At 71.6% G+C, this 11,568-nt stretch carries 13 protein-coding genes; 10 read left to right on the top strand and 3 right to left on the bottom strand.

The features are described 5' to 3' along the window. Positions 1–5 precede the first annotated feature (5 nt). From AC07DW_RS01660 to AC07DW_RS01690, 7 genes are all read left to right on the top strand, one after another. Entirely contained in the window at positions 6–1,541 is a 1,536-nt protein-coding gene (locus AC07DW_RS01660; protein ID WP_478855593.1) for an ABC transporter ATP-binding protein, read from the top strand. Next, the gene (locus tag AC07DW_RS01665; protein ID WP_478855594.1) at positions 1,538–2,647 is read left to right on the top strand and encodes an ABC transporter permease; all 1,110 of its coding nucleotides are present in this window, start codon (positions 1,538–1,540) and stop codon (positions 2,645–2,647) included. Before AC07DW_RS01660 ends, AC07DW_RS01665 begins: the two co-directional genes overlap by 4 nt. Then, a complete protein-coding gene (locus AC07DW_RS01670; RefSeq protein ID WP_478855595.1) occupies positions 2,644–3,915 on the top strand; it encodes an ABC transporter permease in 1,272 nt (423 codons plus the stop codon). The genes AC07DW_RS01665 and AC07DW_RS01670 overlap by 4 nt, the downstream gene beginning before the upstream one ends. Further along, on the top strand, positions 3,912–4,301 hold the full coding sequence (locus tag AC07DW_RS01675; protein ID WP_478855596.1) for a cytidine deaminase: 390 nt from the start codon (positions 3,912–3,914) through the stop codon (positions 4,299–4,301). The genes AC07DW_RS01670 and AC07DW_RS01675 overlap by 4 nt, the downstream gene beginning before the upstream one ends. A gap of 120 nt (positions 4,302–4,421) precedes the next feature. Further along, a complete protein-coding gene (locus AC07DW_RS01680) occupies positions 4,422–5,699 on the top strand; it encodes a thymidine phosphorylase (RefSeq protein WP_478855597.1) in 1,278 nt (425 codons plus the stop codon). Positions 5,700–5,761: 62 nt separating this feature from the next. Next, positions 5,762–5,944 carry a hypothetical protein gene (locus AC07DW_RS01685; protein ID WP_478855598.1) on the top strand — a complete coding sequence of 61 codons (183 nt, stop codon included), beginning with the start codon at positions 5,762–5,764 and terminating at the stop codon, positions 5,942–5,944. 30 nt (positions 5,945–5,974) lie between these two features. Next, positions 5,975–6,316 carry an STAS domain-containing protein gene (locus AC07DW_RS01690; RefSeq protein WP_478855599.1) on the top strand — a complete coding sequence of 114 codons (342 nt, stop codon included), beginning with the start codon at positions 5,975–5,977 and terminating at the stop codon, positions 6,314–6,316. On the opposite strand, the gene AC07DW_RS01695 is transcribed toward AC07DW_RS01690, so the two are convergent. The 3 genes from AC07DW_RS01695 to AC07DW_RS01705 form a co-directional block, all read right to left on the bottom strand. Beyond that, complete coding sequence (locus AC07DW_RS01695; RefSeq protein WP_478855716.1) at positions 6,261–7,235, bottom strand: sigma-70 family RNA polymerase sigma factor; 975 nt, start codon at positions 7,233–7,235, stop codon at positions 6,261–6,263. The genes AC07DW_RS01690 and AC07DW_RS01695 overlap by 56 nt on opposite strands. A 67-nt stretch (positions 7,236–7,302) precedes the next feature. After that, positions 7,303–7,998 carry a L,D-transpeptidase family protein gene (locus AC07DW_RS01700; RefSeq protein WP_478855600.1) on the bottom strand — a complete coding sequence of 232 codons (696 nt, stop codon included), beginning with the start codon at positions 7,996–7,998 and terminating at the stop codon, positions 7,303–7,305. A gap of 33 nt (positions 7,999–8,031) precedes the next feature. Beyond that, positions 8,032–9,321 carry an MFS transporter gene (locus AC07DW_RS01705; protein WP_478855601.1) on the bottom strand — a complete coding sequence of 430 codons (1,290 nt, stop codon included), beginning with the start codon at positions 9,319–9,321 and terminating at the stop codon, positions 8,032–8,034. A 62-nt stretch (positions 9,322–9,383) separates the two neighbouring features. Here AC07DW_RS01705 and AC07DW_RS01710 point away from each other — a divergent pair, with 62 nt between their 5' ends. The 3 genes from AC07DW_RS01710 to AC07DW_RS01720 all read left to right on the top strand — a co-directional run bounded on the left by AC07DW_RS01710 (position 9,384) and on the right by AC07DW_RS01720 (position 11,564). Then, complete coding sequence (locus tag AC07DW_RS01710) at positions 9,384–10,349, top strand: LysR family transcriptional regulator (protein WP_478855602.1); 966 nt, start codon at positions 9,384–9,386, stop codon at positions 10,347–10,349. Positions 10,350–10,450: 101 nt separating this feature from the next. Beyond that, a complete protein-coding gene (locus AC07DW_RS01715; protein ID WP_478855603.1) occupies positions 10,451–10,765 on the top strand; it encodes a hypothetical protein in 315 nt (104 codons plus the stop codon). A gap of 49 nt (positions 10,766–10,814) precedes the next feature. After that, entirely contained in the window at positions 10,815–11,564 is a 750-nt protein-coding gene (locus AC07DW_RS01720) for a hypothetical protein (protein WP_478855604.1), read from the top strand. Positions 11,565–11,568: the final 4 nt, after the last annotated feature.

Below are 11,568 nucleotides of genomic sequence, written 5' to 3' on the forward strand. Positions count from 1 at the left end.
CCGCCGTGGAACTGCGCGGCATCACCAAGCGCTTCCCCGGCGTCGTCGCCAACCACGACATCGACATCACCATCCGCAAGGGCACCGTCCACGCCCTGGTCGGTGAGAACGGTGCCGGCAAGTCGACCCTGATGAAGATCCTCTACGGCATGCAGAAGCCGGACGAGGGCACCATCACGATCGACGGCAAGCAGGTCTCCTTCTCCAGCCCCGCCGACGCCATCGCCACCGGCATCGGCATGGTGCACCAGCACTTCATGCTGGCCGACAACCTCACCGTCCTGGAGAACGTGGTTCTCGGCGGCGAGAAGCTGTACGGCATCGGCGCCAGGGCCCGCAAGAAGATCATGGAGATCTCGGACGCGTACGGGCTGAACGTCCGCCCGGACGCCCTCGTCGAGCAGCTCGGTGTCGCCGACCGCCAGCGCGTGGAGATCCTCAAGGTCCTCTACCGCGGCGCCCGCACCCTGATCCTCGACGAGCCGACCGCCGTGCTCGTCCCGCAGGAGGTCGACGCGCTCTTCGCCAACCTGCGCGAGCTCAAGGCCGAGGGCCTCACGGTCATCTTCATCTCGCACAAGCTGGGCGAGGTGCTCGCGGTCGCCGACGACATCACCGTCATCCGCCGCGGCACGACCGTCGGCACCGCCGACCCGCGCACCACCACCACCAAGCAGCTCGCCGAACTGATGGTCGGCACCGAGCTGCCGTCGCCGGAGACGCGGGAGTCGACGGTGACGGACGTTCCGATGCTGTCGGTCCAGGGCCTGCGGCTGACCGCCACCGACCCCGACGGCGTGGTCCGAGAGGTCCTCGACGGCATCGACTTCACCATCCACAAGGGCGAGGTCGTCGGCATCGCCGGCGTCGAGGGCAACGGCCAGACGGAGCTGATCGAGGCCCTGATGGGGCTGCGCACCCTGGACGGCGGTGTGATCAGCCTCGACGGGGCCGACATCTCGCACGCGCCGACCCGTAAGCGCCGCGAGGGCGGCATCGGCTACATCCCCGAGGACCGCCACCGGCACGGCCTGCTGCTGGAGTCCCCGCTGTGGGAGAACCGCATCCTCGGCCACGTCACCGAGGCGCCCAACAGCAAGCGCGGCATCCTCGACCCCAAGGCCGCCCGCAAGGACACCGAGCGGATCGTGCGCGAGTACGACGTGCGCACCCCCGGCATCGACGTCACCGCGGCCTCCCTCTCCGGCGGCAACCAGCAGAAGCTGATCGTCGGCCGCGAGATGAGCCACAACCCCAAGTTCCTGATCGCCGCCCACCCCACCCGCGGTGTGGACGTCGGCGCGCAGGCGCAGATCTGGGACCAGATCCGGGAGGCCCGCCGCGAGGGCCTGGCGGTTCTCCTGATCTCCGCCGACCTGGACGAGCTCATCGGGCTCTCCGACACCCTGCGGGTGATGTACCGCGGCCGGCTGGTCGCGGACGCGGACCCCGCCACGATCACCCCCGAGGAGCTGGGCTCGGCCATGACCGGCGCTGCCACCGGCCACCTCGAGCACAACGAGAACGGTGAGGGCCGATGAGGAAATTCGACAAGGACCGGCTGCTCCTGGGCCTCGCCGGCCCGGCGCTCGCCCTGGTCGTGGCCTTCCTGCTGACGTCCGTGGTGCTGCTCGTCTCGGACCGCGACCCGTTCGAGCCGTACCGGATCATGGTCGAGAACGCCGAGTTCACCGACGTCCAGGTCCTCATCCTCAACCAGACGGGCACGTACTACCTCGCCGCGCTGGCGGTCGCCATCGGCTTCCGGATGAACCTGTTCAACATCGGTGTCGACGGTCAGTACCGCCTCGCGGCGATGCTCGCCGCGGTCGTCGGTGCCTCGGTCGAGCTGCCGGGTCCGCTGCACGTCCTGCTGATCGTGTTCGTCGCCATGTTCGTCGGCGCCTTCTGGGCCGGCATCGCGGGCATCCTCAAGACCACCCGCGGAGTCAGCGAGGTCGTCTCGACGATCATGCTCAACGCCATCGCGACCAGCCTCATCGCCTGGATGATCCTGCCCGCCAACCTCGGCGTGCAGGCGGAGGGCTCCAACGACCTGACCACCGGTGCGATCCCGGAGTCCGGCTGGGTGCCCGGCCTGGACGTCGACGGCGGCACCATCTACGGCTTCACCTTCGTCGCCTTCGCGCTCGGTGTCGTCTACTGGTTCGTCCTCAACCGCACCCGCTTCGGCTTCGACCTGCGCGCCACCGGCGCCAGCGACTCGGCCGCCCAGGCGAGCGGTGTCGACGCCCGGAAGATGGTCCTCACCGCGATGCTGATCTCCGGCGCCGTGGCGGGCCTGACCGGCCTGCCGCTGCTGCTCGGCCAGACGCACACGTACAGCTTCAGCTTCCCGGCGGGCATCGGCTTCACCGGCATCACCATCGCGCTGCTCGGCCGCAACAACCCGATCGGCATCTTCTTCGCCGCGCTGCTCGTCGCCTTCCTGGACAAGGCCTCGGCCTCGCTCGACCAGTTCGGCTACGAGAAGGAGATCGCCACGATCATGCAGGGCCTGATCGTGATCTCGGTGGTCGTCTCCTACGAGCTCGTCCGGCAGTACGGGCTGCGCCGACAGCAGCAGAAGGTCGGCGAGGAACTTGCCGCCCAGGCCCGCAAGAACAAGGAGGACGTGGCGGCATGAGCGAGTCCACGAGCACTGTGTCGGCCGCGGCCACCGCGCCGAAGAAGGGCGGCGGACGCCGCAAGCTGTCCCTGCCGGTCATCCTGCTGATCATCGCGGGCGGCCTGGCGCTGTTCTCGCTGGTCCGGGTGATCAGCGGTGCCGACGACCTCACCTCCGTCGGCCAGGTCGCCGGCGCCCTCCAGCTCGCCGTCCCGATCGGGCTGGCCGGCCTCGGCGGTCTGTGGTCGGAGCGGGCCGGCGTGGTCAACATCGGCCTCGAGGGAATGATGATCCTCGGCACCTGGTTCGGTGCCTGGGCCGGCTACCAGTGGGGTCCGTGGACCGGCGTCGTGCTGGGCATCCTGGGCGGTGCGCTCGGCGGCCTGCTGCACGCGATCATCACCGTCACGTTCAACGTGAACCACATCGTCTCCGGTGTGGCCATCACGATCCTGGCCACCGGCGCCACCCGCTACCTGTCCAACTTCACCTTCGCCGAGGCGGAGGGCGGCTCCTCCAAGCAGTCCCCGCGCATCGACGCGATCGACCGGATCACCATCCCCGGGCTGTCGGACGGGCTGGCCGACCTCCAGGCCCGGCACTGGTTCTTCGTCTCCGACCTCGCCGGCGTGCTCGGCGGCCTGGTCACCGGCCTGTCGCTGCTGACCGTCCTCGCGCTGCTGCTGATCCCCGGCACCTGGTGGGTCCTGTGGCGCACCGCGTTCGGTCTGCGCCTGCGTTCCTGCGGTGAGAACCCGATCGCCGCCGAGTCCCTCGGCGTCAACGTCTACAAGTACAAGTACATCGCGGTCATCGTCTCCGGCGCCCTCGCGGGCCTCGGCGGCGCCTTCCTGGCCATCGTCTCCACCGGTATCTACCAGGAGGGGCAGACCGGCGGCCGCGGCTACATCGGCCTCGCCGCGATGATCTTCGGCAACTGGATGCCGGGCGGTATGGCCCTCGGCGCCGGGCTCTTCGGCTTCACCGACAGCCTCAAGCTGCGCGGCGGTGCCGAGAACGTCCACGCGATGCTCCTGCTGCTGGCGATCCTGCTGGTCGCGATGGTGGCCTGGCAGCTGTACAAGAAGAAGTACGTGGCCGCGGTGATCGCCGCCGTCGTGTCCGCGGGCCTGTTCGTCTGGTACGCCTTCACCGAGGCGCTGCCCAGCCAGTTCGTGGACGCCGCGCCCTACGTCACCACCCTGCTGGTGCTGGCGCTGTCCGCCCAGCGGCTCCGGATGCCCAAGGCGGACGGCCTGCCGTACAAGAAGGGCCAGGGCAAGTGACGCCCGACGCCTGGGAGTCGCTCCGCGCCGCCGCCCGCGAGGCCATGTCCCACGCGTACGCCCCGTACTCCGGGTACCCGGTGGGTGCCGCGGCGCTCGTCGACGACGGGCGCACGGTCACCGGGTGCAACGTGGAGAACGCCTCGTACGGCATCGGCCTGTGTGCCGAGTGCGGGCTGGTCTCGCAGCTCCGGGCCACCGGCGGCGGCCGGCTGACGCACTTCGTGTGTGTCGACGGACGCGGCCGGGTGCTGGTGCCGTGCGGCCGGTGCCGGCAGCTGCTGTACGAGTTCGGCGGTGACGAACTGCTGCTGGACACCCCCGCGGGCGTGCTGACGCTCGCCGAGATGCTGCCGCAGGCGTTCGGGCCGCAGCACCTCCGCTGAGACGGGACGACCCTTCCGCGCTGTCCGTGGAGGGGTCGTCCTTTCCTCCCCCCTGTCCTCTATGCGCGTAGAGTCCGTGTAGAGGACTGTCCCACCCCGCTGGAAGGAACCCTTAAGGCCATGGACGCGATTTCCGTCATCCGCACCAAGCGGGACCGGGGCGAGCTGAGCCCCGAGCAGATCGACTGGGTCATCGACGCGTACACGCGCGGCGAGGTGGCCGACGAGCAGATGTCGGCCCTGGCCATGGCGATCCTGCTGAACGGCATGAACCGTACGGAGATCGCCCGCTGGACCGCCGCGATGATCGCATCCGGCGAGCGCATGGACTTCTCGTCCCTGTCCCGCCCCACCGCCGACAAGCACTCCACCGGGGGCGTCGGCGACAAGATCACGCTGCCGCTCGCCCCGCTCGTCGCCGCTTGCGGCGCCGCCGTACCGCAGCTGTCCGGCCGGGGCCTCGGCCACACCGGCGGCACGCTCGACAAGCTGGAGTCCATTCCCGGCTGGCGCGCCCTGCTCTCCAACGAGGAGATGCTGCACGTCCTGGACACCACGGGCGCGGTCATCTGCGCGGCTGGCGACGGCCTCGCCCCGGCCGACAAGAAGCTGTACGCGCTGCGCGACGTGACCGGCACGGTCGAGGCGATCCCGCTGATCGCGTCTTCGATCATGTCCAAGAAGATCGCCGAGGGCACCGGCTCGCTGGTCCTGGACGTCAAGGTCGGCTCGGGTGCCTTCATGAAGAACATCGAGGACGCCCGCGAGCTGGCCTCCACCATGGTGGGCCTCGGCACCGACCACGGGGTGCGGACGGTCGCGCTGCTCACCGACATGTCGACCCCGCTCGGCCTCACCGCCGGCAACGCCCTGGAGGTCCGCGAGTCGGTCGAGGTCCTCGCGGGCGGCGGCCCCGCCGACGTCGTGGAGCTCACCATCGCGCTCGCCCGCGAGATGCTCGACGCGGCCGGCATCAAGGACGCCGACCCGGCGAAGGCCCTCGCGGACGGCTCCGCGATGGACGTCTGGCGCCGCATGATCTCCGCCCAGGGCGGTGACCCGGACGCCACCCTGCCGGTCGCCCGCGAGCGGCACGTCGTCACCGCCCCCGCGTCGGGCGTCCTCACCCGCCTCGACGCGTACGGCGTCGGCGTCGCCGCCTGGCGCCTCGGCGCGGGCCGCGCCCGCAAGGAGGACCCGGTGCAGGCCGGCGCGGGCGTCGAGCTGCACGCCAAGCCCGGTGACACGGTCACGGCCGGCCAGCCCCTGCTGACCCTCCACACGGACACCCCGGAGAAGTTCGACTACGCCCTGAAGTCCCTGGACGGCGCCTACGACATCGCCGCCGAGGGCACGGCCCACGAGCCGACGCCGGTGGTGCTGGAGCGCATCGCCTGACACCCGTACGGCTGAACGGGACCGATGGGCCTCCGTCGGTCCCGTTCGGCATGCCGGGACCGGTGACGCACCGCACCGCGCCACGGCGGGCGTGCCGCTCCACCCGCGGCTCGACAGCCCGGCACCCGGGCCGCCCCACGGCGACGGCGTACGAGCTCCGCCTGCCCGAGCCCTTCGACATCACCCTCGACACCAGCACCTTCACCGCCGGCCGGCCCACCCGCGCCCACGGGGGCCGCCGATGAGTTCCGCCCGCGCCACGGGTCTTCCCCCGTGTGGACACCACGGAGCCGATCGTCTTCCAGGTCGCCGGGCCGATCGAGCCCGGCGACGTCCCGCGCCTGTGCGAGGAGCTGGGCGCCCTGCTCGCCGGTCGGTCGCGGCCCGGGGCGCCCCTCGTGTGCCAGGCCGGCGGGATCACCCGGCCGGGCCTCGCCGCGCTCGACGCCCTCGCCCGGCTGCGGCTCACCGCGCAGCGGCTCGGGCACCCGATGGTGGTGCCCGACGCCGGGCCCGGGCTGCGGGCGCTGCTGGAGCTGGCCGGACTGGCCGACCTGCTCCTTACGCTCCCGCCTCCAGCCGCTCCGGAAGATCGAACAGCGGGAACCAGCGCTTGACGTCCAGGAACGACGTGATGCCCGAGACCTTGCCGTCCACGATCTCGATGACCATGAGGGCCCACGGGCTGAAACCGCCCTCCGGGTCCGGGTGGTAGTGCGCGAACGCCGGCGTGCCGTTGGCCACCACCGGCACCAGCCGCGAACCCCGGCACACCTCGCCGACGCCCAGCATCCAGCCGACGATGTCGTCGTGCCCCCGGAGCCACAGGTCGTAGGGCGGCATGGACAGCGTGGCGTCCTCGTGGAGCAGCGCCGTGAGGGCCGCCATGTCGTACCCCTCGAACGCCGCCACGTACCGGTCGAGGAGCTTCTTCTGCTCCTCGTCCAGGGGGTCCGCGGTGTCCGTCCTCGCCGGCTCCGACTCCGCGAGCGTCGCCCGCGCCCGCTGCAACGCGCTGTTGACCGACGCGACCGAGGTGCCGAGCAGCTCCGCGACCTCGGCGGCCTTCCACGCCAGGACCTCGCGCAGGATCAGCACCGCCCGCTGCTTCGGCGGCAGGTGCTGGAGCGCGGCCACGAACGCCAGCCGCACGGACTCCTTCGCCACCGCGGTCTCCGCCGGGTCGGCGGCCGAGGGCAGGACCCGCCCGTCCGGCACCGGCTCCAGCCAGGTGACCTCGGGGCGGGAGGTGAGCTGCGCCCGCGCCACCGGGGTCGGCGCCGTCAGGTCCATGGGCCGCGCCCGCCGGTTGCCCGCGTTCAGCGCGTCCAGGCACACGTTCGTCGCGATGCGGTACAGCCAGGAGCGCACCGAGGACCGGCCCTCGAACTTCTCGAGGCTCCGCCACGCCCGGACCATGGTGTCCTGGACGGCGTCCTCCGCCTCGAAGGCCGATCCCAGCATGCGGTAGCAGTACCCGGTCAGCTCGGTCCGGTACTGCTCAAGGCTCGCCGCATCGCCCGCCACACCCGTCATCGCGTCACCCCTGTCGCGCTTCCCACGTCTCGTCACGGAAGCTACAGGAGGGGACTGACAACGGCGGTCACGTCCCGGGCTTGCGCCCGTACACGAACACGTCGTCGCCGTTCTTCAGCATGTTCCAGTACGCCTTCGCGTCGACTTCGCGCATGTTGACGCAGCCGCGCGAGCCGGGCGGGTTGTACATGGACTTGCCGACTGAGTGGAACGCCTGCCCGCCGTCGAAGAACTGCGCGTACGGCATCCGCACCTGGTACAGCGTCGACCAGTGGTCGATGTTGCGGTGGTAGATCTTCCGCGCGCCCGTGCGGGTCTCGTCGCCGTCCCGGCCGGTCCGTACCGGCACCGGCCCGTAGGCCAGCCTGGCGCCGTCCTGGATCCAGCTCAGCTGCCTGGTCAGGTCCACGCACGCGATGCGCCCCTTGTTCGTGGGGCACGCCCTCGCCGCGTTGGGGTTCTTCCCCGCCGCCCGCTGCTGGAGGATCGTGTTCATCGTGCGCCAGGTGACCTCACCCGCGTACCCGACGGACGGCGTGATCCCGTGCCAGCGCTGGAAGGTCTGTGTCGCCTTGCAGTCGGCCGGCGACTGCTTCCCGTCCACCGGCCTGCCCATGAACTTCTCGACCTGCTTCTGGTACGGCCCGGTCGCCGCCGTACAGGACGCCGCCTGCGCCGGCACGGCGCCGAGCGCGACCGTCAGCGGCACGACCAGTCCGGTGAGGCCGAGCGCCACCCCGGCACGTCTGCGTATCCCACCCACGTACACCACTCCCCCTGGAGCCCGTTGCGGTAGTTATGCCCTTAGGACGCTCGGGGAAGCGGCGCGGTTGTACGTTTCGCGAGACTTCCGGTTCTCCACACGCGCGGCGTGCGTCCCGTACAGGGTGAGGGAGACGACCCCGAGGACCGCGACCAGCCCCAGCAGGACCGTGCCCGCCCAGCCACCGGCGTGGAAGGCGACCGCGCCGAGCGTGCCGCCCACGCTGCTGCCCAGGTAGTACGCCGACTGGTACAGCGCCGACGCCTGCGCCCGGCCCGTCGTGGCGGTACGGCTCACCGAGGACGAGGCAACCGCGTGACCGGCGAAGAACCCGGCCGTGATCAGCACCAGGCCGGCGAGGACCGCCGCCAGCGTGTCGGCCAGCGACAGCAGCAGGCCCGCCGCCGTCGTGGTCACCGCCAGGTACAGCGCCCCGCGCCGCCCCATGCGGCCCACCAGCCGCCCGGCCGCGGCCGACGAGACCGTACCGACCAGGTACACCAGGAAGATCGACCCGATCACGCCCTGCGGGAGCGAGAACGGCGCCTCGACGAGCCGGTAGCCGATCACCGTGTACACGGCGCCGAACACCGTCATGAACAGCGCGCCGATCGCGTACAGCCGCATCAGCAGCGGGTCGGACAGGTGGGTGCGGACCGTCGAGGCCAGCGCACGGGGGCTCAGCGGGCCGGGGGTGAAGTGCCAAGCCCTCGGGACCATCAGCCGGAACACCACCGCGCACACCAGCGCCATCAGCCCGACCGCGGCGAGCGCGGCGCGCCAGCCCCACAGCTGGGCGACCCAGCCGGTGACGATCCGGCCGCTCATGCCGCCGATGCTGTTGCCCGCCACGAACAGGCCGATCGCCCCGACCAGCGCCCTGGGCCGCACCTCCTCCGCGAGGTACGCCATCGCCGACGCGGGCACCCCCGCGAGCGCGGCGCCCTGCACGGCGCGCAGCGCCACCAGCCACTCCAGGCTCGGCGCGAAGGGCACGAGCAGCCCGACCGCGACGGCGACCACGAGGGAGGCGCTCATCAGGCCGCGGCGGCCGAACCGCTCGGACAGAGCGCTCAGCGGCAGGACGCACAGGGCGAGCGCGCCGGTCGCGGCGGACACGCTCCAGCTGGCGGCCGAGGCGCTCACGCCGAAGTCGGCGGAGACGGCCGGGAGCAGGGCCTGGGTCGAGTAGAGGAGGGCGAAGGTGGCGACCCCCGCGGCGAACAGCGCGAAGCTCATCCGGCGGTAGCCGGGACGGCCGGGGGAAAGGCGGGTGTCGGCGACCGCTTCGGTGGCGGCCGCCTTGGTACTGGCGGAAGGCATACCCCGACCGTAGGCACAGCCGTTTCATGCGTCCAATGCATGGAACGGCTTTAATCGTTCCCATGGCGCATAACCACAGCTCACGCGAGTGGCTGTCATCGAACAGTAACGAAGAAGACATGGGGCCGATGCTCGCGCCGCGGCTCGCGTACTTCGCGGCGGTCGCCCGCCACGAGCACGTGACGCGCGCCGCGCAGGATCTCGGAGTGCCCCAGTCGACGCTCTCCCGGGCGATCGTCCGCCTCGAACGGGACCTCGGCGTCGCGCTGTTCGCCCGCAAGGGCCGGACGGTCGCGCTCACCCCGGCGGGCCGCACCTTCCTGGCCTCCGCGGAGCGGGCGCTCGCGGAGGTGGAGCGCGCCGCCGACGCGGTACGGGCGGACGCCGACCCCTCGGCGGGGCGGGTCGCCTTCGGGTTCCTGCACACCATGGGCTCGGAGACCGTACCGGGGCTGATCCGCGCCTTCCGGGTGGACCACCCCAAGGTCCGCTTCACGCTCGTCCAGAACTACGGGGAGGCCATGATCGAGCGGCTGCGCGCCGGCGACCTGGACCTGTGCCTGACCTCGCCCGTGCCGGACGCCCCCGACCTGGTCGCCCGCCGCCTGGACGAGCAGCGGCTGCGGCTCGTCGTCCCGGACGACCACCGGCTGGCGGGGCGCAAGCGCGTCCGCCTCGCGGAGGCCGCCGAGGAAACGTTCGTGACCCTGGAGCCCGGGTACGGACTGCGCCGCATCACCGACGCGCTGTGCGCCGAAGCGGGCTTCGCGCCCCGGATCGCCTTCGAGGGCGAGGAGGCCGAGACGCTGCGCGGCCTGGTCGCCGCGGGCCTCGGCGTCGCGCTGCTCCCGCCGCCCGCGGTGGCCCGCCCCGGCGTCGTGGAGCTCACGGTGACGGCCCCGCGCGCCGCCCGCGAGATCGGTGTCGCCTGGCTGGACGGGCACCCCGACACCCCGCCGGTGGCGGCCTTCAAACGGTTCCTGCTCTCCCGCCGGGGCCGCCTGCTGAACGAGCCCGCGGACCTCTGACCCCTCCGTCTCCGTCCGCGCCCGCGGCGGTCGGCCCATCCCCCGGACGGCCGGTTCTGTGCCATCATTCTCCGTGGTCGATCTATGACGGGGGGTCATGCATGATCATCGAGAACTGGCAGACGGCGGCGGTGGCCGTCGCCGCCGTCGTGGCCCTCGTCCTCGTCGTGTTCCTGCTGCGGAAGCGTCTGAAGAGCCTGCGCGTCCGTCTCTGGGGCGTCGGGGTGGAGACGGCGGACGACCCCGCCGCGAAGGACGAGAACCTCCAGGTCACCCGCACCTCGCTCCTCAAGTCCCTGGTGGACGTGGTGGAGTCGGCCAAGGTCCGGTTCACCGACTCCAAGGTGAGGAAGAGCAGCGTCATCGTCCGGAAGGACACCACCTCCCCGCCGCCGCCCGGCCCCGGCGCGAGCTGACGCCGCCGGTCGACGCCGCTGCCGGAGCCGAACAGGGGGAGTTCACCACGTGCACGTGGACCGCGCCGAGCAGTTGGCGGACGCCGCCCGCACGATCAGCGGCGACGCCTCACACCGGGCGATCTTCTTCGAGGGCCGGGAGGGGATCGGCAAGACGGCCCTGCTGAGCGAGATGCGCCGCCGGCATACCGAGAGCAGTGTGTTCTACGTGGACCTCGGCGAACACTACGCCGAGTGGGAGGTCATGAACGCGATAGCCCGGCAGGCCGCCGGCGCGGGCATCCGCATGGACGCCTTCCGGGCCCTCAAGCAGCGGTACGGAGACCTGCCCACGGTGCGGTTCGACGGGGCCCACGTGAACCGGTCCCACGTCGACATCGCCCTCAGCGTGAACGCGAACCGCGAGGCCCAGCAGTCGGCACTCGCCGACGAACTCGTGGCGTCGTTGCACGAGTCGGCGACCGACGCGCGGCCCGTCCTGCTGCTGGACGGCTTCGAGCAGTGTGAGCCACCGCTGCGCGACTGGCTCACCACGAGCTTCGTCCCCGACCTCCTGTCCGGCCGCCGTATAGCCGTCTTCCTCGCCGGCCGCGTCGTCCCCCGCCTCTCCGAGGCGTACGCCGACTCCACCCGCACGCTGGTCCTTCCGCCCTTCGACACCCGGACCGTCGAGGAATGGATCGAGCTGGCGGGCGTCGAGGACCTGAAAGGGCTCGCCCAGGTGGTGTGCACCGGGACCGCCGGCCTGCCGGGAGTGATCAAGGAGTTCCTGTCCCACTTCCCCTCCACGGGCGGGTGATCCA

It is taken from the genome of Streptomyces sp. NPDC045701 (assembly GCF_056432045.1).

Coding starts and splice junctions, on each gene's coding strand:
- AC07DW_RS01665 (WP_478855594.1), top strand. CDS start 1,538: ATGAGGAAATTCGACAAGGACCGGCTGCTCCTGGGCCTCGCCGGCCCG.
- AC07DW_RS01715 (WP_478855603.1), top strand. CDS start 10,451: ATGATCATCGAGAACTGGCAGACGGCGGCGGTGGCCGTCGCCGCCGTC.
- AC07DW_RS01695 (WP_478855716.1), bottom strand. CDS start 7,235: ATGACGGGTGTGGCGGGCGATGCGGCGAGCCTTGAGCAGTACCGGACC.
- AC07DW_RS01705 (WP_478855601.1), bottom strand. CDS start 9,321: ATGCCTTCCGCCAGTACCAAGGCGGCCGCCACCGAAGCGGTCGCCGAC.
- AC07DW_RS01710 (WP_478855602.1), top strand. CDS start 9,384: ATGGCGCATAACCACAGCTCACGCGAGTGGCTGTCATCGAACAGTAAC.
- AC07DW_RS01670 (WP_478855595.1), top strand. CDS start 2,644: ATGAGCGAGTCCACGAGCACTGTGTCGGCCGCGGCCACCGCGCCGAAG.
- AC07DW_RS01680 (WP_478855597.1), top strand. CDS start 4,422: ATGGACGCGATTTCCGTCATCCGCACCAAGCGGGACCGGGGCGAGCTG.